At 70.0% G+C, this 24,644-nt stretch carries 24 protein-coding genes and 1 tRNA gene; 7 read left to right on the forward strand and 18 right to left on the reverse strand.

Annotated elements, in window-relative coordinates:
• Position 1: 1 nt before the first annotated feature.
• Genes ACZ60M_RS02085 through ACZ60M_RS02100 form a run of 4 tightly spaced genes read right to left on the reverse strand, consistent with a single transcriptional unit; the run spans position 2 to position 2,936 of the window.
• A complete protein-coding gene (locus tag ACZ60M_RS02085) occupies positions 2–643 on the reverse strand; it encodes an NADH-quinone oxidoreductase subunit C (protein ID WP_465413775.1) in 642 nt (213 codons plus the stop codon).
• On the reverse strand, positions 640–1,275 hold the full coding sequence (locus ACZ60M_RS02090; protein ID WP_392967573.1) for a NuoB/complex I 20 kDa subunit family protein: 636 nt from the start codon (positions 1,273–1,275) through the stop codon (positions 640–642). The genes ACZ60M_RS02085 and ACZ60M_RS02090 overlap by 4 nt, the downstream gene beginning before the upstream one ends.
• A 9-nt stretch (positions 1,276–1,284) precedes the next feature.
• On the reverse strand, positions 1,285–1,644 hold the full coding sequence (locus ACZ60M_RS02095) for an NADH-quinone oxidoreductase subunit A (RefSeq protein ID WP_465413860.1): 360 nt from the start codon (positions 1,642–1,644) through the stop codon (positions 1,285–1,287).
• 5 nt (positions 1,645–1,649) lie between these two features.
• Positions 1,650–2,936: a geranylgeranyl reductase family protein gene (locus tag ACZ60M_RS02100; RefSeq protein WP_465413777.1), complete on the reverse strand. Its 1,287-nt coding sequence runs from the start codon at positions 2,934–2,936 to the stop codon at positions 1,650–1,652.
• Positions 2,937–3,381: 445 nt separating this feature from the next.
• On the opposite strand from ACZ60M_RS02100, the gene wrbA reads away from it, so the two are divergent.
• Positions 3,382–3,999: an NAD(P)H:quinone oxidoreductase gene (gene wrbA, locus ACZ60M_RS02105; protein WP_465413779.1), complete on the forward strand. Its 618-nt coding sequence runs from the start codon at positions 3,382–3,384 to the stop codon at positions 3,997–3,999.
• Positions 4,000–4,069: 70 nt separating this feature from the next.
• On the opposite strand, the gene ACZ60M_RS02110 is transcribed toward wrbA, so the two are convergent.
• From ACZ60M_RS02110 to ACZ60M_RS02135, 6 genes are all read right to left on the reverse strand, one after another.
• Positions 4,070–4,429 carry a hypothetical protein gene (locus ACZ60M_RS02110; protein ID WP_465413781.1) on the reverse strand — a complete coding sequence of 120 codons (360 nt, stop codon included), beginning with the start codon at positions 4,427–4,429 and terminating at the stop codon, positions 4,070–4,072.
• 16 nt (positions 4,430–4,445) lie between these two features.
• A complete protein-coding gene (locus tag ACZ60M_RS02115) occupies positions 4,446–5,024 on the reverse strand; it encodes a hypothetical protein (RefSeq protein WP_465413783.1) in 579 nt (192 codons plus the stop codon).
• Positions 5,021–5,674, reverse strand: coding sequence for a hypothetical protein (locus ACZ60M_RS02120; RefSeq protein ID WP_465413785.1), 654 nt, complete (start codon positions 5,672–5,674; stop codon positions 5,021–5,023). Before ACZ60M_RS02120 ends, ACZ60M_RS02115 begins: the two co-directional genes overlap by 4 nt.
• A 9-nt stretch (positions 5,675–5,683) precedes the next feature.
• Positions 5,684–7,471: an alpha/beta hydrolase gene (locus tag ACZ60M_RS02125; protein ID WP_465413787.1), complete on the reverse strand. Its 1,788-nt coding sequence runs from the start codon at positions 7,469–7,471 to the stop codon at positions 5,684–5,686.
• Positions 7,472–7,476: 5 nt separating this feature from the next.
• Positions 7,477–7,848, reverse strand: coding sequence for a hypothetical protein (locus tag ACZ60M_RS02130; protein WP_465413789.1), 372 nt, complete (start codon positions 7,846–7,848; stop codon positions 7,477–7,479).
• Positions 7,849–7,987: 139 nt separating this feature from the next.
• A complete protein-coding gene (locus ACZ60M_RS02135) occupies positions 7,988–8,446 on the reverse strand; it encodes a MarR family winged helix-turn-helix transcriptional regulator (RefSeq protein WP_465413791.1) in 459 nt (152 codons plus the stop codon).
• A gap of 82 nt (positions 8,447–8,528) precedes the next feature.
• Between ACZ60M_RS02135 and ACZ60M_RS02140 the strand changes: the two genes are divergently transcribed.
• Positions 8,529–9,404 (forward strand): dioxygenase family protein, encoded by an 876-nt coding sequence (locus ACZ60M_RS02140; RefSeq protein WP_465413793.1) that lies wholly within the window; start codon positions 8,529–8,531, stop codon positions 9,402–9,404.
• Positions 9,405–9,539: 135 nt separating this feature from the next.
• Here the strand turns inward: ACZ60M_RS02140 and ACZ60M_RS02145 are convergent, their stop codons facing one another.
• The 4 genes from ACZ60M_RS02145 to ACZ60M_RS02160 all read right to left on the reverse strand — a co-directional run bounded on the left by ACZ60M_RS02145 (position 9,540) and on the right by ACZ60M_RS02160 (position 13,911).
• Positions 9,540–10,232: a class I SAM-dependent methyltransferase gene (locus tag ACZ60M_RS02145; RefSeq protein WP_465413862.1), complete on the reverse strand. Its 693-nt coding sequence runs from the start codon at positions 10,230–10,232 to the stop codon at positions 9,540–9,542.
• A gap of 675 nt (positions 10,233–10,907) precedes the next feature.
• Positions 10,908–12,146, reverse strand: a complete 1,239-nt coding sequence (locus tag ACZ60M_RS02150) for an amidohydrolase family protein (RefSeq protein WP_465413795.1) — start codon at positions 12,144–12,146, stop codon at positions 10,908–10,910.
• Between the two features lie 10 nt (positions 12,147–12,156).
• Positions 12,157–13,254: an adenosine deaminase gene (locus ACZ60M_RS02155; RefSeq protein ID WP_465413797.1), complete on the reverse strand. Its 1,098-nt coding sequence runs from the start codon at positions 13,252–13,254 to the stop codon at positions 12,157–12,159.
• Between the two features lie 36 nt (positions 13,255–13,290).
• Positions 13,291–13,911, reverse strand: coding sequence for a DUF4272 domain-containing protein (locus tag ACZ60M_RS02160; RefSeq protein WP_465413799.1), 621 nt, complete (start codon positions 13,909–13,911; stop codon positions 13,291–13,293).
• Between the two features lie 481 nt (positions 13,912–14,392).
• Between ACZ60M_RS02160 and ACZ60M_RS02165 the strand changes: the two genes are divergently transcribed.
• Both ACZ60M_RS02165 and ACZ60M_RS02170 read left to right on the forward strand, forming a co-directional pair.
• Positions 14,393–15,853, forward strand: coding sequence for a protein kinase domain-containing protein (locus ACZ60M_RS02165; protein ID WP_465413801.1), 1,461 nt, complete (start codon positions 14,393–14,395; stop codon positions 15,851–15,853).
• Positions 15,850–16,551: a ComEA family DNA-binding protein gene (locus ACZ60M_RS02170; protein ID WP_465413803.1), complete on the forward strand. Its 702-nt coding sequence runs from the start codon at positions 15,850–15,852 to the stop codon at positions 16,549–16,551. The genes ACZ60M_RS02165 and ACZ60M_RS02170 overlap by 4 nt, the downstream gene beginning before the upstream one ends.
• A 99-nt stretch (positions 16,552–16,650) precedes the next feature.
• On the opposite strand, the gene ACZ60M_RS02175 is transcribed toward ACZ60M_RS02170, so the two are convergent.
• Positions 16,651–17,370, reverse strand: coding sequence for a hypothetical protein (locus ACZ60M_RS02175; RefSeq protein WP_465413805.1), 720 nt, complete (start codon positions 17,368–17,370; stop codon positions 16,651–16,653).
• A gap of 300 nt (positions 17,371–17,670) precedes the next feature.
• Complete coding sequence (locus ACZ60M_RS02180) at positions 17,671–18,273, reverse strand: hypothetical protein (protein ID WP_465413807.1); 603 nt, start codon at positions 18,271–18,273, stop codon at positions 17,671–17,673.
• A 130-nt stretch (positions 18,274–18,403) separates the two neighbouring features.
• Here ACZ60M_RS02180 and ACZ60M_RS02185 point away from each other — a divergent pair, with 130 nt between their 5' ends.
• Together ACZ60M_RS02185 and ACZ60M_RS02190 are read left to right on the forward strand one after the other, a co-directional pair.
• Positions 18,404–20,107 carry an N-6 DNA methylase gene (locus ACZ60M_RS02185; RefSeq protein ID WP_465413809.1) on the forward strand — a complete coding sequence of 568 codons (1,704 nt, stop codon included), beginning with the start codon at positions 18,404–18,406 and terminating at the stop codon, positions 20,105–20,107.
• 84 nt (positions 20,108–20,191) lie between these two features.
• Positions 20,192–21,073 (forward strand): hypothetical protein, encoded by an 882-nt coding sequence (locus ACZ60M_RS02190; protein ID WP_465413811.1) that lies wholly within the window; start codon positions 20,192–20,194, stop codon positions 21,071–21,073.
• A gap of 1 nt (position 21,074) precedes the next feature.
• Here the strand turns inward: ACZ60M_RS02190 and ACZ60M_RS02195 are convergent.
• Positions 21,075–21,151: transfer RNA gene (locus ACZ60M_RS02195), tRNA-Thr, on the reverse strand.
• A 131-nt stretch (positions 21,152–21,282) separates the two neighbouring features.
• Here ACZ60M_RS02195 and ACZ60M_RS02200 point away from each other — a divergent pair.
• Positions 21,283–21,885: a hypothetical protein gene (locus ACZ60M_RS02200; protein WP_465413813.1), complete on the forward strand. Its 603-nt coding sequence runs from the start codon at positions 21,283–21,285 to the stop codon at positions 21,883–21,885.
• Here ACZ60M_RS02200 and ACZ60M_RS02205 read toward each other — a convergent pair.
• A complete protein-coding gene (locus ACZ60M_RS02205) occupies positions 21,882–24,458 on the reverse strand; it encodes an Hsp70 family protein (RefSeq protein ID WP_465413815.1) in 2,577 nt (858 codons plus the stop codon). The genes ACZ60M_RS02200 and ACZ60M_RS02205 overlap by 4 nt on opposite strands.
• Positions 24,459–24,644 lie beyond the last annotated feature (186 nt).

Consider the following 24,644-nt stretch of genomic DNA (forward strand, 5'->3'; position numbering starts at 1 on the left):
GTCACTTGTAGGCCCTCCGTTCGTCCGGCGGCGGGATGTGCGCGCCCTTGTATTCGACGGCGATGCCCCCGAGCGGGTAGTCCTTCCGCTGCGGGAAGCCCTCCCAGTCGTCGGGCATGAGGATGCGGGTGAGGTGCGGGTGGCCCTCGAACACGACGCCGAACATGTCGTACGTCTCCCGCTCCTGCCAGTCGGCGGTCGGGTAGACGGCGGTCACCGAGGCCACCGTGGGGTTCTCAAGGCCCACAGCGGTTTCGAGCCGGACCCGGCGCCGGTAGGTCATCGACGTCAGGTGGTAGGTGACGTGGAGCCGGTTGCGCTGGTCCGGGTAGTCCACACCGGACACCGAGTTGCAGAGCTCGAAGCGCAGGCTCTCGTCGTCGCGCATCGTCTGGCAGACGTCGGCGACGCGGTCGGGCGCGACGTGGATGGTGAGTTCGCCCCGGTCGACGATCACCGCGCGGGTGATGGCGTCGCCGAGCGCTTCACGAAGGGCCGTAACGACCTCGTCGAAGTACTCGCCGAGCGGTTCGGGCGTCGAGACGAGCTCCCCCGCGCTCGGCTGGGCCTGCACGAGGCCGCCGAACCCTGAGGTGTCGCCGGTGCCGCTCACGCCGAACAGGCCGTGCTGCTCATCGGTCATCGCTTCGCCACCGCCTTCCGGATGCGCAGCTGCTCTTCCGTCCCGGCTTCCACGGCCTCGGTCCACTCCTTCTTGCGCTGCTTATTGAAGCGGTACGAGGAGGGCATCGCGCCGGGCTTGACCACGGGCTCGGGGAGGTCGGCGAGGGCCTGGCGGCGCTTCTCGCCGAGCGGCTCGGCCTGGACCTTCTCGTGGAGCTTGAGGATCGCGTCGAGCAGCATCTCCGGGCGCGGGGGGCAGCCGGGGAGGTACATGTCGACGGGCACGACGTGGTCGACGCCCTGCACGATCGCGTAGTTGTTGAACATGCCGCCGGAGGTGGCGCACACGCCCATCGAGAGGACCCACTTCGGTTCGGGCATCTGGTCGTAGATCTGGCGCAGGACGGGGGCCATCTTCTGGCTCACGCGTCCGGCCACGATCATCAGGTCCGCCTGGCGCGGGGAGGCCCGGAAGACCTCCATGCCGAAGCGGCCCGTGTCGTAGCGGGCCGCGCCCGTGGCCATCATCTCGATGGCGCAGCAGGCGAGCCCGAACGTGGCGGGCCACATCGAAGCCCTGCGGGTCCAGTTCACCAGGGCCTCAACGGAGGTGAGGATGATGCCCTGCGGGAGTTTCTCTTCTACACCCATTTCGGAACCTCAGTCCCAGTCCAGTCCGCCGCGACGCCATTCGTAGGCGTAGGCGACGAACAGCGCGGCGATGAACATGAGGACGGCCCAGAACCCGAAGATCCCGAGGACGTCGTGGTGGACCGCCCACGGCACGAGGAAGATGATCTCGATGTCGAAGACGATGAACAGCATCGCGGTGAGGTAGAACTTCACCGGGAACTTCGTGGGCCCCGAGGTCGTGGGGGCCGGTTCGATGCCGCATTCGTAAGGGTCGTACTTGGCGCGGTTCTTCCGGTGCGGGCCGGTGATGCGCGAGGCGACCACCGAGACGATGCCGAACCCGGCGCCGATCGCGAACATGATGACGACCGGTACGTAGACTTCCATCCCCATTAGACCCTCCTTCCGAGGCTCGGTGTGACGACGCGCATCCCGTTGACGATCCGGTCGGCGGTGTCGCGCCCGGGTCGGTCGGTGAGGTTCGCCAGCAGTTTCAAAACAACGCGCATGAGCGCGGGACGCTTCAGGCCGTGCTCGGTGCACAGCTTCATGACCGCGGGCTTGCCGATGAGGTGCGAGAAGATGCCGCCCATGCGGTAGTAGGAGCCCCAGAGGTCGTCCATCTTGTCGGCGTAGGTGCGCAGGACGGCTTCGCGGCGCGGCACACTGGGCGCCCGGAACGCCTCGGCGACAACGGCACCGGCGACCTCCCCGGCCTCGATCGCGTACGCGATGCCCTCGCCGTTGAAGGGGTTGACCATGCCGCCGGAGTCGCCGACGAGCATGAGGCCGCGGCTGTAGTGCGGGGTCCGGTTGAAGCCCATGGGAAGCGCGGCGCCGCGCACGGGGCCGTCGGCGTTCGCCTCGTCGGCGAGGCCCCACTCCTCGGGGGTGTTCGCGAGCCAGTCGCGAAGCAGCGCACGGTAGTCGGTCTTGCCGTACCCCTCGGAGGAGTTGAGCACCCCGAGGCCGACGTTGACCCGCCCGTCGCCGAGCCCGAAGATCCAGCCGTAGCCGGGCTGCAGGACATCCGGCTCGGCGGCGGTCCGCAAGGCCAGCCAGGACTCGAGGTAGTCGTCGTCGTGCTTGGTGGGCGACTTGTAGTACTGCCGCACGGCCACGCCCATCGGGCGCTTCTCGTCCCGCTTCAGACCCAGCGCCAGCGCAAGCCGCCCGGAAACGCCATCTGCTGCGATGACCAGGGGCGCACGGTAGGTGACCTGCTCGCCGTCCTTGACCGCGGTGACGCCGCAGACGCGTCCGGCGGGGTCGAAGACCGGCGCGGTGACCTTGACGCCGCACTGGAGCGAGGCCCCGGCGGCGACGGCGCGGTCGGCGAGGATCTGGTCGAAGTCGAGGCGGGTGCGGGTGAGGCCGTAGTCCGGGAAGTCCTGGAGCGCAGGCCAGTCGAGTTCGATGGCGATGTCGTCGGCGACGACGCGGAGGCCGCGGTTGCGAATCCAGCCGGCGGACTCGGAGGTGTCGACGCCCATCTTGAGCAGCTGCGCGACGGCGCGGGGGGTGAGGCCGTCGCCGCAGACCTTCTCGCGGGGGAAGTGCGTCTTCTCCAGGAGGAGCACGTCGAGTCCCCGGGAGGCCAGGTGGTAGGCCGCGGCTGAACCACCGGGTCCCGCGCCGACGACGATGACGTCGGCCTCCGGGGGTGCGTGAGTGGTCACGGGCGTCCTCTCAGGCGAACGGGGCGGTGATCCTTGTAACGACCACCAAGCTTGTGAAGATCTTCACAAGCGTTTGCCGCAAGTCTAGAACTCCGCTATCTACGCCCAGTCACTTAGGTCCGCCTAAGTTGTCATTATTCGAGGTCACGAGGCATACAGGCGTACCTGAACCAGAGTTGCGGGAGCGAGGGGAGCGCCTGGGGTGACACACGAATGGAGAGTGATAAAGCCGACAGTCGAATACCCTTGCAACACGTATCCCCTTGAAACACTCTCGTAACAAGCGCCGTGGACGAGATCGCCGTCCCTATAAGGGTTTTCGGCGGGCGAGGCAACGTGGCCAGCGACACATCGTTCAAATTTGAATCTTCGGCGAGTGAGCCGTATGGTCGATGAGTAATTCAAATCTGAACTACTTAGCTCGCTCTCTGGAAGAGGTAGGAACATGTCCGAGCCTGTCAAGGTCACCGTGGCCTTCTACTCCGCCACCGGCAACGTCACCGGTCTGGCCCGCGCCATCGCTGCTGCCGCCGAGAAGGCCGGCGCCGAAGTGCGCCTGCGCCGTGTGGCCGAGCTGGCCCCGCAGGCCGCGATCGACTCGAACCCGGCCTGGGCCGAGAACGTCAAGAACTCCGCCGACATCGCCGAGGTCACCCCGGACGACGTCGACTGGGCCGACGCGGTCTTCCTCGGCTCCCCCACCCGCTTCGGCAACGTCGCGTCGCAGCTGAAGCAGTTCATCGACACCCTCGGCGGCCTCTGGTTCCAGGGCAAGCTCGCGGGCAAGGTCTACTCCGGCTTCGCCGCGGCCTCCGGCAAGCACGGCGGCAACGAGTCCACGCTGCTCGCGCTGTACAACTCGTTCCACCACTTCGGCGGCATCGTCGTGGCCCCCGGCTACGCCAACGAGACGCTGTTCGCCAACGCCTCGCCTTACGGTGTCTCCCACTGGAACGGCTCGGACATCGACGAGACCACGCTCGCCGCTGCCGCCGCCCAGGCCGAGCGCGTCGTCGAGACCGCCGCGGCCCTCAAGGCCGGCCGCGCCGCCCTCGCCGCCTAACCAGCAAGACCGAAGCGCCCGTCGAGTTCCCTAACGGCATCAGGGAACCCGGCGGGCGCTTCGCCGTGTCTCAGTCGATCCGGCACCACAGCCGTGACTTCGGCAGGAGCAGGAACGGCAGCACCAGCACCGCCGGGACGGCCATACACGTCGCATACGCCCACACGGCCGCCAAGTCGAGAGGCTGGGCGAGGATCAGCACCGGCAGCACGAGGCAGTGCGCGACCAGGTCCACCACCCACATCACGCGCGACCCGAACGAGATCCCAACGGACAGCAGCAGCTCGACGAAGCCGATCACCATGAGCGGCCAGCCCGCGGCGCCCATGTCGCCGAAGTCCTGCACCTCCCCCATCGAAATCAGCATCGCCGCGATGGCGAAGCAGTACAGGGGCGGAATGATCGCCGCGACGACAACCGTCCAAGGCACTCGCGCCGGTCGGCTCTTATCCGTCATATCCGGCTTCCGGGACGCTGTCGTGGTCGGGCGCTACGCCTCCGAGGGGTTCGGGGGCCGTGAAGTCCGGGTCTGCTTCGACGCATTCGGGTCCGCCGCCGAGGGAGGCGTCGATGACGACTTGGCCGAGGACCCGGTAGTAGAGGCCGACGCCGTCGTCGCGGACCGCGCTCACCCTCGAGACCGCGCCGTCGCTGTCGCGGTCGAGCTCGACCTCGTGGCCCTCGGCCTTCCAGAACTCGGCCAGCGCCTCCGGGTAGGCCTCCCGCACGAGCGGTTCCTCCCAGCTCGCTTCGGGGAACACGTACTGGAGGTGGACGGTGTCGTGCCCCTCCATCACCTCGTTGCGGTCCACCCCGTAGCGGCAGTCCTCGAGCGTGACTGACCGCGACTGGAACCCGGGGAAGCCTTCCAGTTCCGCGATCGACTCGGCGAGGAAGCCCTCCATCTCGGCCAGCGCCTCGGTGTCGGTGTAGTCCTCGTTCACGTCCGGGCCGGTGCAGGCCGAAGCGGCGCAGGCGAACGCGAGCACCGCGGCGGCCGACAGGACGCGGTTCGCAAGCCTCACAGCGCGTCCTCGTAGGAGTCGGGCGAGTCGAACGGGTCGACCGCTTCGGGGTCGGCGGGGATGCCGTCGGGGAAGTACTTGCCGACCTTGTCGTACCGGCCGCCGGGCCGCACGCCGCCCGTCGGCGGGACGTACCCGATCTCCTCGTGCGCGCTCGCCGTCGCCGGCCCCGACTGGATGCGCAGCACCGTGTACCCGGAAGCCCAGTACCAGAGGGCGATGCCGTCCGGCCTGACAGCGACGAGGCTGCGGTCGGTGCGGTCGGGCTTCACCTTCTCGGCGTCGCGGGTGATGTTGTAGCCCAGCGAGGTCCAGTGCTCGCGGAGCACGTCGACGTAGGTGTCCCGGACCAGCGGCGTGGCGGAGTCCGGCAGCGAGAACACGTAGGTGATCTCAACGATCGTGAACCCGGGGACGTCGATCCCGTCGTGCGTCGGCGGCAGCTCCGACCAGATGCGCTCCCTGAACCCGGGGAAGTCCGGGAGGGCCGCGACGGCGTCGGCGGCGGCGGCCTCCATCGGCGCGTAGGCCTCGGCCTGCGTGTACTGCGGTTCAGGCGGGTTGTCCATGAATTTCTCCACGATCGAGCGGGCCAGGGCGGCGAGCAGGGCGAGGGTGCGCCGCGAGCCGGGGCGGGACGGGTTCGGCATGCGCCCGGGTCATCGCTGACCGGTGGCGATGTCGGCGAGGGTCTCGCGTCCGGCCATGTTGGTGTCGTCCCAGTAGGTGCTGTGGTTGTTGGCGTTCCACGCGCCGGTGTCGCTGTGGAACGTGTTGCCGCCGAAGTCGTCGCCCGTGGGGTTGGCGCCGTGGAGGAAGTCCGGCGAGAGCTGGATCGGGTCGAGCGAGTTCGTGGTGGCCCAGACGTTGTCCTCGTCGACGCCGAGCGCGCTCGCGGTGTCCGTGCCGACGCCCGGGGAGGCGACGAAGACGATGTTGTCGGCGTCGACCCCGTCCTGGATGGCGGCGTGCCCGATCACGGTGGTGCCGTAAGAGTGTCCGGTGAGCGTGTGGTTGGCGTTCTCCTGCCCGGTGGCGCTCAGGCCCTGGGTGAAGTTCTCGAGGTCCTCGCTCGCGCCGTCGGCCCAGCGCTCCTGCATGGCCTCGGGCACGATCGTGTCGGGGGCGTCGTAGCCGAGCCACATGACCGTCGCGTTCGACGAGCCGGGTGAAGCGAGCTGCGCGTCGCCCTGCATGGTCTCGGCTCGGTTGATGAGGCCGTCGACGTCGGTCAGGTTCGACGTGGTGCCGGGGACCAGGGTGTTGACGTTGTCGGCCGTGTCGGGGTTGCCGACCGAGACGATCGCGCGGCCGCTGTCCTGGGTGCCGAAGCCGAGCAGGTAGTACGGCTGCTTCGGTTCGGGGCCCTCGGCGAGCGCGGGCGTGCCGTCGTCGTTGGTGATGCGGTCCTGGAGGTTCGCGAGGTCGGAGCGGTCGCCTTTGAGGCCGTCCAGTTCCTCTTTCGCTTTCTCATACTCGTCGGACTCGGGGTCCATGCCTTGCAGCGCTTGCTCTTTCGCGGCGATCTGGGTGTCGAGTCCGTCGATGTCGCGGTCCAGGAGGGTGCGGTTGGCGGTGTCTCTGCTCTCGGTCGGGATGCCGTCGACCGGGCCGACCCATTCGGGGTGCTCCTCGACGAGGGCCTGGCGCTCGGATTCGCTGAGGCCCTCCCACCACTGGTTGACCTGCTCGGGCGACATGCCGGAGGTGCCCTCGGCGATCGCCTTGGCCTCGTTGGCGACTTCCTCGGAGACGCTCTCCTTGTAGTCGTCGACGAGGTCGTCGTAGGTCGCGCCGAGATGGGGCGGGAGCTCCGTCGGGTTCTCGGACATCTCCGAAAGAGCAGCGGCCGCTTCGTCGTCGGCGTCGTGGGCGCGGGACATGACGGCGCGGAGCCAGTCCTGGTACTGCCCGGCGAGGCCGATCGCGGTGCCGTAGATGTCGACGGAGTCGAACAGGACCTTGAGGGTGTCCCAGTCCCAGAAGCCGTCCGGTTTCTTGACGCCGCACATGTCGCACAGCCACTGCGGCGGGTCCAGGGAGAGGATCGCCCGGTGGAGGTCCCCGGAGAGGTTGACGTCGTACTCGCTTTGGGGCCCTTCGATCTCGAAGTCGTGCTGCTCGATGAGCGGGACGAGCTCCTTGAGCTCGTTCTGCTCCTTCTCGAACGCGTCGGCGGCCTCGAAGAGGGTGGTGGCGATGCGGGTGCTCGCGTAGTCGGAGAGGTCGTCCTCGTACCGGTCGGCGGTCATACCGATCTGGTCGCGCACCTGCGTGGCGGTGTCGGACTCGTAGTTCTCGATGCTGAGGTGGCCCTCGATGACGTCGGTGCGCAGCCGCTCGGTGTGGGCGAGCTGCTGGTCGACGTAGGTCTTCCAGGAGTCGCCGAGGGAGCGGACGGCGCCGCAGTCGAGGTCGCGGAGGTCTTCCCAGGTCATTTCGCTCATGGGCCCTACCAGTCCGGCCGGGAGGACGCGTTCGCGTTGGCGCGCTCGGGGTAGAGGTCGCCTGCGACGGACGCGAAGGTGCCGGCGTTGTAGTCGTCGACCTCGACGGCTTCCTCGGCGCAGACGGCGAGGTACTCGCCGGTGTTGCCCAGGAGGCTGCAGAAGCCCGCCGCGCGCTGGCCCTGCCACCATTCGCCTGCGGCTTCGAGGGCGGGGCCGAGCGCGGTGGCGGCGTCCTTGAGGGGCCCGGCGGTCTCGGCGTTGGTGGTGGCGATCGCGGAGGCCTGGGTGTCGACCTCTTCTTCGATCTCGAAGAGGATCTCGACGGATTTGCGGACCTCTTCGGGGTCCATGGCGAAGACGTCAGCGCCTGCCATGGGCGGCTTTCGGGTACGGCAGAGTCAGGTGGGGCGCAGGGGGCATGGTTCGAGTCCTCGGAGGTTAGGAACGAATCTTTCGTTCACTATAAGTGGCGAGGACCACTCAGGCCAGATGCAACGGCGAGGGGTTGCCCTGTCAGCCCTGGATGCGGGCGAGGACCCGCTTGGCGAGGTCGCCGAGCTGGCGCATCTCGGCGTCGTCGAGCTCGTCGAAGACGAGGTCGCGGACGCGCCTGACGTGGCCGGGCGCGGCCTGGGCGAGGCGTTCGCGCCCGGCGGGGGTGAGGCGGGCGAGGGTGGAGCGGCCGTCGTCGGGGCAGGCGAAGCGCTCGATGAGGCCTTCGCTCTCGAGGCGGCGGGCGACGTGGGAGAGGCGCGAGAGGGAGCCGTTGCAGAGGAACGCGAGGTCGCTCATGCGCATCTCGCCGGATTCGGCGTGCTCGAGGCCGACGAGGACGCAGTACTCGAAGTGGTTGAGGTCGGCGTCGTGCCGCAGCTGCACTTCGAGGGCTCCGGGGAGCCGCATGACCACGCCGATGAGCGCCAGCCAGGTCGTCATCTCCGCTTCGTCGAGCCAGGGCGCTTCATCACTCATGCAACAAGCTTAACTGGACTACTTGATACATCAAGAATCCCGCGCTAGATTTATTGAAGGTTCAATGAAACGGGAGTTACTGATGACCACGGCGATGAGCGCCGACCGGCCCGGCGCCGCGTTCGACGCCTTCCTGGAGACCACCGCGCCCGCCGCCGCCGACCGCCGCGACTGGACGCCCGAGGACGGCGCGCTGCCCGCGCTGTACCTGAGCCACGGCGCGCCGCCGCTGTTCGACGAGGCCGCATGGATGAAGCAGCTCTTCGGCTGGGCGCAGGGCCTGCCGAAACCCAAGGGCATCCTCATCGTCTCCGCCCACTGGGAATCCGCGCCGCTCATGATCTCCAGCCCGGCCGCCGGGACGCCGCTGGTCTACGACTTCGGGGGCTTCCCCGAGCGGTACTTCAAGATGCGGTACGAGACCCCGGACGCGACCGCGATGGCGCGCCGGATCGCCGCCGCCATGCCGGATACCGAACCGCTGCACCAGCACACGAGCCGCGGGCTCGACCACGGCGCGTGGGTGCCGCTCAAGGTCATGTACCCCGACGCGGACGTCCCGGTGCTGCAGATGTCGATCCCGACGCACGACCCGGAGCGGCTCATGGCGATCGGCGCGCGGCTGCGGCCGCTGCGCGAAGAGGGGTACCTCGTGGTCGGCTCGGGGTTCATGACGCACGGGCTGCCGTTCGTGGACTTCCACCACCCCGAGAACGTCCCCGGCTGGTCGGCCGAGTTCGACGTCTGGGCCTCGGAGGCCTTGGCGCGCGGCGACATCGACGAGCTGGCGCGCTACCGCTCGCAGGCGCCCGGGATGCCGTACGCGCACCCCACTGTGGACCACTACGTGCCGCTGTTCGTGACCTACGGGGCCGCGAGCGAGCAGGAGCAGGCGGCGACCACCGTCATCGACGGGTACTGGTTCGGCCTGTCGAAACGCTCGTTCCAACTGAACTAAGCAGTCTTGAGCCCGGCCACGGGGCGGGCTCGGAAGCCGCGGGCAGGTGATCGTCATAAATCCCCGCCCGCACGCGCCGTCCGCGCCGCCCCCACCCGGCGGCCGGGCGGCGCTCCTTCTTATTTACTGCGCTTCCTACTTAAAACCGCGGTGCATGGCGACGGCGCCGCCGGCGAGGTTGCGCCAGGCGACCTTCCGGAAGCCCGCCTTGACGATGCGGTCGGCGAACTCGGCCTGGTCGGGCCAGGCCATCGTCGACTCCGAGAGGTACTGGTACGCCTCGGGGTCGGAGGCCACGCGGGAGGCGACCTTCGGGAGGACGTGCTTGACGAAGACGCCGTGGGCCTTGCGGTAGGGCTTCCAGACCGGCTTGGAGACCTCGCACAGGACCATGCGGCCGCCGGGGGCCAGGACGCGGCGGATCTCGGTGAGGCACGCGTCGAGGTCGACGACGTTGCGGATGAAGAAGGAGCCGGTGACGGCGTTGAACGCGTCGTCGGCGAACGGCAGGCGCAGCGCGTCGGCGTTCACCAGCGGGACCTGCCGGTCCTGGTGGTGCTTGAGCATCTCGAGCGAGAAGTCGACGCCGAGGACGTCCGCACCGGACTTGGCGAGCTCGGCGGTGGAGACGCCGGTGCCCGCGCCGAGGTCGAGGCAGCGCTCGCCCGGCTGGAGGCTCAGGGCCTCGCGGACGGCCTTGCGCCACCGCTTGTCCTGCCCGGCGACCATCACGGTGTTGGTGCGGTCGTACCCCGGCGCGACCCGATCGAACATCGCGGCGATGCGGCCGGGTTCTTTACGCGGGGTATTCGCTTCGTTCGACTCCATCACGAACACAGCCTTGCACACGGGAAACAGAAAATCCGCCGGAGCCCTGTCGGTGTGGGCCCCGGCGGATCAAGGGGTTATATCGGGCGCGCGCGGGGTAACGCGGCGCGGGCGGCCATGAGGGAGCAGGGTACGGCCGCGCGCTCGCCCGGAAGGGAGTCTGGGGAGTGAACCTGGGGCGCAACGGAAGACGCGGGGCGGTTCGCGGGTGTGCGGTGCATCGTCGCCTCCTCGTCGTCTTCGGTCCGATAGCGCTTCCTCGGTGAGGAGACCGGCTGGGATGACGCTGAGAGATCCCCCGAGTGCGGTCTGCGCTACAGCACCACATTGACGCATGGAAGCTGTGATGTCGATCTATGAAACCGAACCGTTATCCCGTGTAACCCATCCGATAGCAACGGGGTGCCGGTTGTCACAGGGAGCGACGCACTCGTATGCGTTCGTCGGAAAACCGCAGGTTGCACCGGTTTCGGTATCAGTGTCCGAGATAAAAAAATCGGCGGGGCGCGCGTGCGCGCCCCGCCTTCTCCAGGGGATACACAGAGAGGCGGACCTCTCCGGTGCAGAAAGTCGTTCAGCCCGCGTTCAGGCCTCATTCAGCATTGCGGACGCAGCGCCGATCGACAAGCGCCGAGATCGAAGCGTTATTCAGGGTCTTCCGGCCAATGGGACGGGCTACCGCTGAATGAGACGGCCCTTGAGCACCGTCGCGGTGCACTTCCCGGCCGCGCCGTTCACCAGCGCCGCGTACGGGTCGCCCTCGGTGTCGACGTCGAACACGGCCAGGTCGGCGCGGTTGCCCACCTTGATAGCGCCGATGTCGTCTCGCCCGAGCGCCTTCGCGCCGCCTTCAGTCGCGGCGCGGACGAGCCACTCGTTGAGCCCTTCGCCGCCGTCCCCTTGCGCCAGCGCCAGTTTCCGCAGCAGCGGCCACTCGGCGGCGACGTCGAGGTCAGGGCTGGACGCGCGCGAGTCGGTGCCGATCGCGACCGTGTTCCCTTCCGCGCGGTACGCCGCGACGGGCGGCTCACCCGCTTCCAAGCGGGCGTTCGAGCGCGCGCACAACGCGACAGCCGTGCCCAGGGTCCGCAGCAGTTCGCGGTCGGCCTTGTCGAGGTGGACGCCGTGCGCCACATGGGAATCGGCGCCGAGCCAGCCGACCTTCTCCATCTGCGCGGCCGGGGAGTGCCCCGCGCCGCCGTCGGCGATCTCCAGCTCCAGCCCGGCCTTGCGGTTCATGAACGCGAACGGGCCCGAGCCGCGCCGCACGAACATGTCCTCGTGCATGGTCTCGGCCAGGTGCGGGTGGAGGCGGATGTCGAGGGTCCGCGCGAGCTCCGCGAGGCTCTTGCCGACCTCGGTGCCCAGCGTGTACAGCGTGTGCGGGCTGATTCCGACCGCCACGTCAGAGTTGTTCACCGCGCGGGAGTCGGTGACGACCTCGCGCCACGCGGCCCGGCGGGCCTCCCAGCCCGTGCCGTCGATGAAGCAGGCCTCCCAGTACGCGACACCCGCGAGGTCGGAGGCGAACAGCGGCCCGAAACCCGCTGCGGGCGTGACGATGTCGGCCACCGCGGTCACGCCGTGCGCGACCGACTCGTCGATACCGGCCTGCACCGAGGCCTTCCAGGCCTCGTCCGCCGTCGCGGGGTTGCGGCGCGCGAAGTCCTGGATCCACTCGAAGAACTCCTTCTCGTTGCCGTACATGTCGGCGAACGCGGAGTAGCACAAGTGCGTGTGGGCGTTGACGAGCCCGGGGGTGAGCACGCCCTCGAAGGCGGTGGTCGACTCGGCCTCGGGGGCGTCGGCGGCGGGGCCGACGTAGGCGATCCGCCCGTCGTCGACCCCGACCGCGCCCTCGCGGACCGGCTCGTCCGCGATCGGGACGACGACAGGAGCGGTGTAAACGTGCATGCACCCGAGCTTACTCAGCGTCGGCGGACTCCAGCGCGGCGTACGCGGGCCGGATGACCTCCTCGATCACGCGGCGGCGCTCCGGGTGGTGCAGGAACGAGGCCTTCATCGCGTTCTCCGTGCAGCGCTTGACCTCAGCCCAGCCCCAGCCGAACGTCTCGGAGAGGATCTGGAACTCGCGGGAGGTGCTGGTGCGGCTCTGGAGGCGGTTGTCGTTGTTCACCGTGACCCGGAATCCGAGGTCGTACAGGGCCTTGATCGGGTGCGTCTCAATGGATTCGGCGCCCTCGGTCTGCAGGTTCGACGACGGCGCGACCTCGAGCGCGATACGGCGGTCGCGGATGTAGTGCGCCAGGTCCGAGAGCTTCGCCTCGTCGCCGGAGAGGTCGATGTCCTTGATCAGCTGGACGCCGTGGCCGATGCGGTTCGCGCCGCACACCGCGACCGCGCCCCAGATCGACTCGGGGCCGCTGGACTCGCCCGCGTGGATCGTGAACGGCATGTTCTCCCGGCGCAGGTAGTCGAACGCCTCGACGTGACGCTCGGCGGGGTTGCCGATCTCGCCGCCCGCGATGTCGTACCCGACGACGCCCTTGTCGCGGAAGGCGACCGCGAGCTTCGCGATCTCCAGGGTCCGGTCGGCGTGGCGCATCCCGCACAGGAGCGTGCGCACGGTGATCGGGTTCCCGGCCGCGGCGGCGAGGCGCTGGCCCTCCTCGAACCCGGCGAGGGTGGCTTCGACGACCTCTTCGAGGGCGAGCCCTGAGAGGAGCTGCTGCTCGGGGGCGTAGCGGAGTTCGGCGTAGACGACGCCGTCGGCGGCGAGGTCCTGGGCGGCCTCGGAGGCGACGCGGAAGCAGTCGTCGGCGCGCTGCATGACGGCGACGGTGTGCGCGAAGGTCTCGAGGTAGCGCTCGAGGGTGCCGGAGTCGGCGGCGTCGAAGAACCAGTTCTTCAGGGCCTCGGGCTCGTTCGCGGGGAGCGTGTGGCCGATCTCGTCGGCGATCTCGATGATCGTCTGGGGGCGCAGGCCGCCGTCGAGGTGCTCGTGGAGCACGGCCTTGGGGGCCTGGCGGATCGCGTCAATGCTCAGTGGCGTCGAATTCATCCCATGAATATAGTCAGCCGCTTACGCGGGTCTGCCTCACAGCCGCACTTCGTCCCAGTGGACGGGCCGCTCGTCGGCGAAGACCACGGCCCACTCCAGGGCCCAGCGGCGGTGCCACACGAGGTTGTCGTCGACGCCGCGCGGCGGGGCCTGCCCGGCGCGGCGGGCCTGGTCGCAGACCCAGTCGAGGCAGTAGTAGAGGTCGAGCATCTCGGCGATCACGGCCGGGTCGCGCGTCGGGGTGAGCTGGCGGTCCCGCCAGACCCCGAAGGACTCCGGGCGCCGCAGGTCGGGCAGGAGCTCGGGGAGCTCCTCGCTGCACGGCACCGCCGGGTCCAGGTGGTCGACGAGACCCAGCAGCCACGAGACGGTGTAGAGGCTCTCGAGCTGGTCGGCGTAGCGCGCGCGTTCGCCTCGGCCGCAGGCGATGAAGCCCCATTCGTCCGGGGAGAGGTGGTCGAGGACGTGCGCGTCGAGGAGCCAGCGCATCGCCAGTTCCTCGGGCATGTCGAAGACGCGGGCCTGGACGATGTTGAGGATCGCGGCGCGGGCCTCGACGTGGCCGCGGGGCCGCATGCGCGGGAGCTGCCCGGCGGGGAAGGGGAGGGGGAACTGCGCGGGGGGCGCCGGTATGCCGAGCGCGCTGAAACCGTCCACTGTGCGCAGTCGAACGCTTCGCTGGTCTGAGATCGCCGTCGGCATAGGGCTCCCTACCACTTGGGGTTCACCGGAGGGGGTGAGTGCGCGTTCACTAGGAAGGGTGATTGTGAAGAACTGTAGCGTCCACCACAGCTCCGAGTCAACGCGGGCGCAGGAAATCTTTAAGGTTCTATCTACGTGTTACGCAGGTGTTTCACTCCTACCGCGCGTGAGTCGCAAGTGTCCCCGGGGACGAATCGAACCCACCGGTAACCGCGCGCGTTCGACACCCTTCGACAGCGAACGCACCGGCCCGGCATGATCGGGCGAGAGGGCGCCAACTCCGGCCATACCGTGAGTCGGATCACCGAAGCGCCCGGGCAACCGGCGGCCGCGCGGCGGCGTCTCCCCAGCGGTACACCTCGACCCGGAGACCGGACCCTCACCTCCCCGAGGGTCCGGTCTTCGCTTTCCGGGACACGCCGGGCATGCTTGTACCGTGAGCACTCCCCAGGTCTTCGGCGACCGGTACCGGCTCGTCCGGCCCGTCGGCGCCGGCGGCATGGGCCGCGTCTGGCAGGGCCTCGACCTGCACCTCGAACGCGAAGTCGCCGTCAAAGTGGTCAAACCCGACCTCCTTGACAGGCCCCAGAAGCACGAGGCCGCCGCCCGCTTCCGCCGCGAAGCCCGCGTCACCGCCCAGATCCAGCACCCCGGCGTCCCCGCCATCTTCGACGCCGGGCTCGACGACGCCACCGGCGAGCTCTACCTCGTCATGGCCTACCTGCCCGGCCTCAACCTGCGCGACCTCCTCGACGAGACCGGCGCGCTCCCCGGCGACTGGACCCTCGCCATCGGCGCGCAGCTCGCGTCCGTGCTCGCCGCCGCCCACGCCCGGCAGGTCGTACACCGGGACCTCAAGCCCGCCAACATCATCGTCGGCCCCGAAGGCCTCGTCCACGTCGTCGACTTCGGCATCGCCGCCGTCCTCGAACCCGACGCCTCGCGGCTCACCATGACCGGCGACAAGCCCGGGACCCTCAACTACATGGCCCCCGAGCAGATCCGCGCCCAGCCCGCCGGGCCCGCCGCCGACCTCTACGCCCTCGGCGCGCTGCTCTACGAGATGGCCACGGGCGAACGGCTCTTCGCCGACCGCGGCTCCGCCTACGAGGTGCAGACCGCCCACCTCAAGGAGCTCCCCGACCCCGTCCGACGCCGCCGCCCCGACCTCCCTGCCGAACTCGACGGCCTCGTCTCGCGGCTCCTCTCCAAAGAACCGGCCGAACGCGGCTCCGACGCCGCCGCCGTGCACCTGCGCCTCGCCGCGCTCCTCGCCGCCGCGCCCGCCTCCCTTGCGCCCGTGCACGACTGCGGCGACCCGACCTGGCCGTTCCGGGCCCCGCTCGCCCCCGCGCACGTCGCGGCGCTCGCCGCCTCGCAGGGCGCCAACGCGGCCGCGCCGGACCGGCGCGAGCGCATTGCCGAAGCCGACCGGGCCTTCGGCGCGGGCGACTACAACGGCGCTTTGAGCGCGTTCCGGGCGCTCGCCAAGGACTTCGAGAGCCCCGACCCCGCCCTCGCCCTCCACTGCCAGATGCGCGCGGCGCAATGCCTTGCGGCCCTTGGGAACGCCGCGAGCGCCCTCACCGGGCTCACGCGCGTCATCGAACGGCAGCGGCGACTGGAGGGCGAACGGGCCCGCTCCACGCTGCGGTCGCGCCGGGTGGCGGCCGACCTGCTCGCGGTCCTGGGCCGGGTCCCCGACGCGCACCGCGAACTGTCCACTGTGGTTCATGAGATGGCCGCGGCGCTCGGCCCTGCCGATGCCGATACGATCGAAGCCGAACGGCTGCTGCGGACCTGGTCCACCGCGCCTCAGGGCCTTCCGGCCGGGCCCGGGGCGGGTCCCGTGTGGCCCGTGCCGCCCCCCGCCACGCCTGGGAGTCCTCCTCGATGACCGCCCTCGGTCCGTATGCCCCGCCCGCCGCCGACGTCAAGACCCGCCGCCTCGCCCTGATCGGCTCCTACCTCTGGGCGTTCGCGCCCCTGCTCACCTGCGGGTACGCCGCGCCGATCATGTTCGGCCTGGCGCTCGGCAGGCGCCGCGACAACCTGACGCTGTGGGCGCTGGTCACGCACTCGGTGCTGATCCTCCTCAGCTGCTTTGCCGTGTTCGGCTCCCCCGACCCGATCCCGACGTGGGCCCTCACGCTGTTCGGCACGTCGATGGCCTTGTGCACGTTGGGTTCCACTGCGCACTTGCTGGTGATCCGTGCGGCCGTATGGGCGCCGCCCGCGCGACTGCAGGTGCCGGTGGCGCGGCTGTCCAGCATGGAGGTCGTGGACCGGGCGCGGCGCCTGCGCGACCAGGCCCGCCGCACGGCCGAAGCCGATCCCATGCTGGCCAAGCGGCTCGGCATCGGGCGCCCCGACCTGCCGCGCCAGTTCGACGACGGCGGCCTGGTCGACCTGAACCACGCCCCGCTGCGGGTGCTCATGTCCCTGCCCGGCGTCACCGAGCGCAGCGCGCGGCAGATCCAGGACTGGGTCGAGCAGTCGGGGCCGTTCGGCAGCCTCGGCGAGGTGATGCTCGTGATCGAGATCAGCCCGACGTTCGAGCACCACCTGCGCGAGTACTGCGTCTTCATTCCGTAAGCGGAGCAAGCGAAAAGGCCCCGAGACCAGGTCTCGGGGCCTTGCTGCTTCTCGCGCGCTACGAGAGCGCGCTAGTCCCGGCCGGAGCCGGGCGGGGTCCTACTCGAGGCAGAACACCGAAGCGGTGCGGCCGAACTGGTCCTCGGCCGGGTAGTACGAGGAGCCGGTGCACTCCATGGCGAGGGCGTCGACGTCGGCGGTCGTCCACTCGGCCTGCGGGATGTCGATGACGCTGGTGATCGCGGCGTCGCCCGCGGCGCAGTCGATGGTGCCGAAGTTCCACTGCGCGGTGGCGGTCAGGGTGCACTCGCCCGCGTTGGCGGGAACGACCGGGGTGACGCCCTCAGAGCTGGGGATGCCGTTGGCCTCGACGCAGAAGACGTAGTCGACCGCGTACGTGGTCTGGTCGTAGATCATGGACCAGTCGGTCCAGGTCGCGCCCGGGATCTGCGCGCCCACGGTCTCGCCGCACAGGTCGTAGATCGGCTGGGGGTCCTCGACGCCGGTGCCGTCCGCGGTGGCGGTGACGGCCGGGTCGGCCTCGATCGCGGTGATGGTCCAGAACGCGGCCGGGTCGGAGCAGTCGACGGCGAAGACGGACGGGTCGGCGCTGATCATCTCTTCGGGGAGGCAGTCGCCGGCCTTGGCTTCCGCCACAGCGTCGACCTGGTCGGAGCTGACCTCGGTGTCGCTGCCGGAGTCGGAGGCGGCCTCTTCGAGGATGCCGCAGCCGGAGAGGGCGACGCTGCCCGCGAGGGCGACGCCGCCGACGGCGAGGAGTCGACGGATGGGACCGAAGGTCTCGGAGTTGAGGTTCATGAGCTGCTTTCTGTGGGTCACCGCCGATCGGGTGGGGCGGTGCTAGGGAATTCAGCGCGACGATATGGGAGAGACTCAACTACTGAGACGGCAGGGACCGCTACGACGCCGCTCGCCACGCGCTTGACCTGGTATTTCTCGTTGTTCACTCAGTGACCGTCCAGCATCCATGGCGAGGATCACAATGGTTGCAATTGGGTCAAGCCGCAAGGAAACCCAACTGTTTCGTCAGATCCCTTGTGGCGCAAAGGAGGACGCGGGTTCCGCCCAATGGTCGCCGCGCCCTCCGGCCTGCGGGCCTCAGCCGATCTCGACGAAGTACTGGGTGCCGTCGAGGCTGAGGATGTCCTCGAAGTAGAGGAGGTACTGGTCGGCTCCCGCCGGGACCTCGACGCAGGCCGAGCCCGTGGAGGTGCCGCCGCCGGAGACGTCGGGGACGAGGGTGATCTGGTTCTCGACCGTGTTCATGCACTCGATGCTGTCGTAGAAGGTGCCGTCGGCCCAGACGCCGAAGGTCACGTCGAACCACAGCGAGCCGGTCTCGGTGCCGTTGTAGGTGCCGTCGAGGGTGACGAGGCTCTGCTGGAAGCCGTCGGCGGGGGCGGTGTTGTACTCGTCGGCCGCGAGGATCGCGTCGGTCGCGTCGAGGGTGGCCTCGGAGGCGGTGACGGACCAGTCGCCGATCTCCAGAGTGGACCTGGCGGCGAGCGGGGACTCGGGGCTGGTGCCTTCGCCGCCCGCGGGGGCCTCTTCATCGGCCGCCGCGTCGGCCTCAGCGGCGTTGGAGGTGTCACCCGAGCCCGTGTCCTCGGTGCCGCAGGCGGAGAGGGCCGCGAGGGCGATGAGGCCGGCGCCGGAGGCGGCGAGGAGGCGCTTCGAGATCTCGGGGAATTCGATGTTCATGATCAACCTTCTGTGGAGTGGTGTTCGTAGTTCAGATCTTGTGAACTCACTTCACGAGATTAGTAGACTGTGTCGAGCCTCCGCAACGCGGGGTGGGTTACGATTCGATAAATCCAGACAGGGGAGCCCCATGACCACCCGTGACGCCGGTTCCGGCGAGACCATCACGCTGACCGACCTCGCCCGACTCGCGGGCGTCGGCCGCAACGCCGTCAGCAACTGGCGCCGCCGCGAGACCGACTTCCCCGCGCCCGTCGACGAATCGGCCCGGCGCTCGCGGTTCTCGCTGCACGAGCTGGAGCAGTGGGCCGAGCGGCACGGCCGGGCACTGCACGTCACCGGCGCCGACCGGCTCTGGTTCGCCCTCGCCGGGTCCCACCCCACCGCGGAGGCCACGCTCGGCGCGGTCGCGGCCGCCTTCGGCGGCGACGGCGATCCCGCGATCGCCAAGGAGCTCAAGGACTTGCGGCGCGAGACGCCCGCCTCGGCGCTCTTCGAGTTCTTCATCGAACGCGCCCGCGAGGCCGCCGGGACCGGCGTGCCGCCGGGGATCGCACCGCTGGCCGACATCGCCGCCGTCGTCGCCGAGAACATCGCGAACCCCTCGGTCCACGACCCGGCCTGCGACGAAGGCGACCTCCTCGCCGAGACGGCCCGCCGCACCGGCCCGTGCCGAATCCTCAGTGGACAAGACCTGTCCGCACCGCGGGCGGCAATCGCCGGACAGCGCCTGCGCCTCCTCGACGAGCAGGCCGAAGTGACTGCGCGAGTGGGTGACTCGCTCCTCCACCCCGTCCCGGCCGAACGGTACGACCTGGTGGTGTGCGACCCGCCGTTCAACGTCAAGGACGGCGGCGTGAACCAGTACGTCATCGGCGACGACCCGCGCCTGGCGTACGGGACGCCGCCGCGCACTGAGCCCGAGCTCGCGTGGGCCCTGCACTGCGTGGCGCTCCTCGCGCCCGGCGGCCATGCCGTCGTGCGCATGCCCGCGCAGGTCGCGCACCGCCGTACCGGGCGGCGCATCCGCTCGGAACTGCTCCGGTGGGGGGCGCTGCGGGCGGTCGTCGACCACCCGGAGGCCAAGGCGCACATCTGGATTCTCACGCCGCGCGGCGAGACGACGCAGCTGCTGGTCTCGGGCGGCGGGGACTTCGCCGAGGCGTGGCGGTCGTTCACCGCCGTGCCCGACGCGCCGCTCGCGACGGCCGATTCGACCACGGTGCCGCTCATGCGCCTGTGGGACGAGGACGTCGACATCTCCCCCGCCGTGTACCTCGCGAGTGCCGCGGCGGACGCCGCGAGCCTCGCGGAGGCCGTCTCGGGCCTGGGCGGGAGGCTGGACGAGCTCGCGCGGCATCCGTTGCCGCGCTTCGGGACCGGCACGGAGGAGAGCGCCCCGGAGACGAGCCTGGCGGACCTCGAACGGGACGGGCACCTCGTGATCGTCCCAGGGGGTGAAGGCGGCGACGCCCGGTGCGTGATCGTCGACCCGGTAGGGGAACCGCAGGTGCGCCTGGGCTCGCGCAGCGAAGCCACTGAGACACAGTGGACGGTGAGTTGCGAACCCACAGTCGATCTCGGCTGGATCGCCGCCGCGCTGACCGCACGCCTCCCGACCGCGACCAAGCGCACGGCGACCGGAGCGAAGCGCCGCCTGCTCTCGGTGAAGATCCCGCGCCTGACCCTCGCCGACCAGGCCCGCCGCGGCGCGGCCTACACCGCCCTCGAAGACCTCCGGTCGGCCCTGGCCCGGGCCGAAGCGGAAGCGGAAGCCCTCGCGGCCGAGGCCGCGGCGGGCCTGGTCGCGGGCACGGCGACCGTGGAGGACTGACATACGGGCGCTCGTGCGGGTGGTGCTGACGCGCGGGAGGTCCTAACGTCGGAAGTGTCCCCGTCGCCCGTCGAAAGCCGCAGCATGGACCACGCCGAACCGCCCGAACCCGAGCCGTCGGCACCGGCTCCGAAACCCCGCACGCCCGCCACGGTCATGACCGCGATCGTGCTGCTGTGGGCGCTCACCGCCGCAGCCGCCTGGGTCGCCCTCATCGCGGCCGTGGCGACCAGCTTCGAGGTGAGCGTCCGCTACGCAGGCCCTTGGAGCCCACTGGAATTCGTCGAACCGGCCCTCATCGCCGCCATCGCGGTCCTCTGCGGACTCCTCGCGCTCAAACTCCGCAGCGGCCGCGACTGGGCCCGCCGCGTCGTCGTCATCGCGGCCGCGATCGCCCTCGCCGCCGCGATCCTCGCCGGAGCCCCGCTCAACGCCGGAACCGGCGCCGCGGGCACCCTCCTGTTCGCCGCGCTCCTCGTCCTCCTGCTCCTGCGCCCCGCCCGCGACTGGTGCGACTGCGACGCACGCCGCCACAGCCCCAAAGCCGACAGCGCCGCACGGCCACCGCACCAGGTCGTCGCCTCGCTCCTCATCCTCTGGACCGCCGCCGCCACCGCCCTCTACCTCGGCTCAGGAACGGTCCTCGCACTCGCGGGCGACGACGCGGACCTCTCAGCGGAAAGCACGGCGTGGACGGCCGGACTGGTCATCGCCCTCGCGATCGTCCACGCCGCCTTGAACATCGGATTCTCATACCACCGCAACTGGGCCCGCTGGGCCACCCTCGCCCTCGTCGCGGCCTACGCCCTCTGGCTGGTCATCGCCGCAGCCCTCGACCTCATCGAGGACGGCACCGGCCCCTGGCTGGTGCTCGCACTGCTCTGCCTGATCCCGCTCGCCCTAGTCGGCTCGCTGGCGGGCTCGGACGCCCGCGAATGGTGCCGCCCCGAGGCGACCCAGAAGTAAATGGAGCCGGTGACAGGACTCGAACCCGCAACCTGCTGATTACAAATCAGCTGCTCTGCCAATTAAAGCTACACCGGCTGGTCACGCCGCTTCAGCAGCGCGACGGGACGATTCTATCCGACCCTGGCGCGAACGGCGTCGTGGCCCGAAGCGGCCCGGCGGCGCGGGTTTGTAGCGGGATTGTGGCGGAGGGTTGCGAGACTGGGGGTATGGAAGCTGATGCGGTGAGTGCGAGGACGAACGTCGAGCGGTACGGGCCTGCCGCTTCGATCGCGATGTGGGCGGCGGCGCCGGTGGTATGGCTGGTGGCCTTTTTCGTGTGGCTGTTCTCGGAGCCCGTCGAGCCCGGGAGGACGGTGTGGCTGGTCGTGATGCTGGCGGCGCCCGCGCCGTGGCTGCTGTGGGCGTCGTGGCGGATGCCGAGGCCGCGGCTCGACACGTACCTGGCCGAGGGCGGGGCGCTGGTGACCGGGCTGATCTCGCTGTACGTCACGGTGCTCGCGTACATGCTCGGCAACGACGGCCCTGCGCCGGTCGCGTTCATGCTCATCTACTTCGCGGCCGCGGCGGTGTTCGCCGCCGCCGCGTGGCCGCTGCCGGGGCGGCGGATCGCGTACGGGGCGGCCGCGCTCGCCTGCGTGATCCTCGGGATCGGGCTGCGCGTGCTCTACTCCGACACCTCGTACTACCCCGGGATCGACTTCATCACCAAGGACGAGCTGTTCGCCTGGACGTTCCTGGGGCTGCCCGCGCTCGGCGCGCTGCTGCAGGTCCTGTGGTGGCTGCGCCGCCGCAGCGGCTCGGCCGCCTAGGCGTCCCTGAACGAGAAGACCTGCGTGCCTTCGACAGTGAAGCAGGCGAGGCGGGTCTCGGTGGCGTCGCACGCGTAGACCTCGAGGTCGGTGCGCAGCGAGGTGCGGGTGCCGTCGCGGCCGAGGCCGATGACGTTGCCGGTGGCGGTGCTGAAGCCGGACGCGGCGGGCCAGGTGAGGGCGCTGCCGCCGTCGACGGCGGTGAAGTCCTGGTCGTCGACGTCGTTGTCGACCGTGTCGAAGCCCTTGTCGTAGATCTGGGTGCGCACGTTGTCGCCTTCGTAGTGCTCGACCATGAGGCGGTCGCCGAGCGGCTCGATGTGGCGGTACTCGCGGTCGTCGAAGGTGTGGACGATCTTCTTCCTGTCGGCGTCGTAGACCTGCCAGGTGTAGACGTCGGTCGCGGCCTCGACGGGTTCGCGCACGCACACGCGCGCTTCGCCGCAGGCCTTGAGGAGGTCGGGCGCGGGCGTGTCCGAGTCGACGGACTCCTCGTCCACTCGGGACAGTCCGTCGTCCATGTCGTAGACGTTGAGGCCGTAGCCGGTCTCCTTGTCGGCGGCCACGTACAAGAGGTTGTCCCAGCCGAAGTACAGGTCCTCGGCGGTCTCGACCTCCTTCTCGGCCACCAGTCCCCCGGTCTCGAGCTCGTAGACGTGGGCGACGTTGTCGCTCGTGACGGCCCAGACGCGGCCGTTGCCGTTGGCGCGCAGCGCGGGCGATCCGAGGTCGTCGGGGGTGCCGACGAGGTCCCAGGCGGCGAGGGCGGTCCCCTCCTCGACGTTCCCGACCTCCCAGGTCGCGGCCTTCTTGCCGGTGGCGTCGTACACGTCGAAGACGTTGCCGCCGAGCTGGGCGATCACGAGCTGGTCGCCCGAGCGGGCGGCCAGGAGGCCGGGGCTGGTGGCGGTGTTGCGCACTTCCCCTGAGTCCCAGTCGAGGAAGCGGAACTCGAACGCGTCGTCGGCCTCGATCCACTGCGGGAAGGCGATGAGCTCGCCCGAGACGTAGTACTCGTCTTCCCAGCCGTCACCGGGGAAGACCGCGTCATCACTCCACAATGCCTCGCCGGTGGTGTTGTCGACGGCGCGCACGTGGAGTTCCTGGCCCGTGGTGTGGGTCGAGGCGGTGGTGTAGAAGAACACCGTGCGGTCCTCCCAGGAGCGCACCTGGAAGACCCCGTCGTCGGTCTCGGCCGCGTACGGGACGGCGTCGCCGACGGGGGCGAGCTCCTCGTCGAACGGCTGCTGCTTGTACGGGTTGGTGAGCCAGAACCAGCCGATCGGCAGCACGATCGCGAGGACCGCGACGGCGGCCGCGATGGCGATCCACTTCGGAGGGATCTTCCGCTTGGGCTTGTCGGGTTCGCCGCGGCGCAGGGTGATCGTCTCGTCGGTGCCCGGCGTGACCGGCGGCAGGCTGCCCGAACCGGTCAGGTGCGGGGCCGTCGGGTGCTGCGGCGGGGTCGGGGGGATCTGGGCCGGGGGCGTGACGGGCGCGGGGCTCGCGAACGCCAGGGCCGCGCCCTCGCTGACGGGCAGTTCGGGCTGCTCCAGGACCGTGGGCGCGATGCCGAGTCCTTCGTGGAGCATCTTGGACACCATGGGCATCCGGCTGGAGCCGCCCACGAGGAACAGGCCCGCGAGGTGCTCGGGGCGGCGGCCCGTGAGGCCGAAGACGCGCTGGGTCTCGGCGACGGCGCGGGCCAGGAGCGGGCGGGAGATCTGGTCGAGCTCGCCGCGCGTGAGGTGCAGGGACTGGGCCATGTCGGGCACGGTCACGGGCGCGACGGAGGAGCGCGACAGCATCTCCTTGGCGGCGCGCACCTCTTCCCACAGTTCGCGGCGGTTGCGCATTTCCGAAGCGCCGCTGGGGTTCTCGAGGCGCTTCCAGATGTCGGGCTCGCGCTGCTTCACCGTGTCGCCGATGTGGGCGACGAGCGCGGCGTCGAAGTCGAGGCCGCCGAGGTCGGGCAGGCCGCCGTCGGCGAGGACGCCGAAGGAGCCGTCCTGGCGGCGTTCGAGGACGGCGATGTCGAGGGTGCCGCCGCCGAAGTCGAAGACCGCGAGGGCCTGGCCCGGGCGCAGCGGGTGGGACAGGCGCGACGTGTAGTAATGCGCCGCCGCAACGGGTTCGGTGAGGATCTTGACGGGCCGGTACCCGGCTTTCGCGGCCGCGTCGTGCAGCGTGGCGCGGCGCTGCTCGCTCCAGGCGGCCGGGCAGGTGAGGACCGTGTTCGGCAGGTGCCCTACGGATTCGACGGCGGTGCGGGCGACCCGGCCGAGGATCGCGGCGAGCGCGGCGGCGACGGGGACCTCGCGGTCGCCGAGGAGGAGCGTGCCGTCGCCGATGCGCTGCTTGGGGTTCGGCTCGAACCGCTCGGGGGCGGTGAGCGCGAGCCGTTCGGCGTCGCGTCCGGTGTGGATGGTGCCGCCGGGGTCGAGGAACACGGCCGAGGGCATCACCGGGGAGCCGTCGAACAGCAGCGGCCGGGTGCGGCCGTCGGGCCAGACCAGCATCGCCACGGTGTGGGAGGTGCCGAGGTCGACGCTCAGGAGGTATTCAGCCGGCATGTGGTCGCAGCTCCTGGGGGCGGTAGGGGATGCAGGGTCGTTCCAGGTTAGTCCGACGCGGCGAATCGCGCGGTCACGGGATGACCGTTTGTGGTCGGCGGGACCGGTGTCCGGCGGGCACGGCGAACACCGGTCGTCTGGCGGATTTCGAGCCCGGCCTCGGCGAAGCTTGCGAGCCGTAGATTG

The sequence above is a fragment of the Glycomyces sp. NPDC050141 genome, assembly GCF_055586545.1.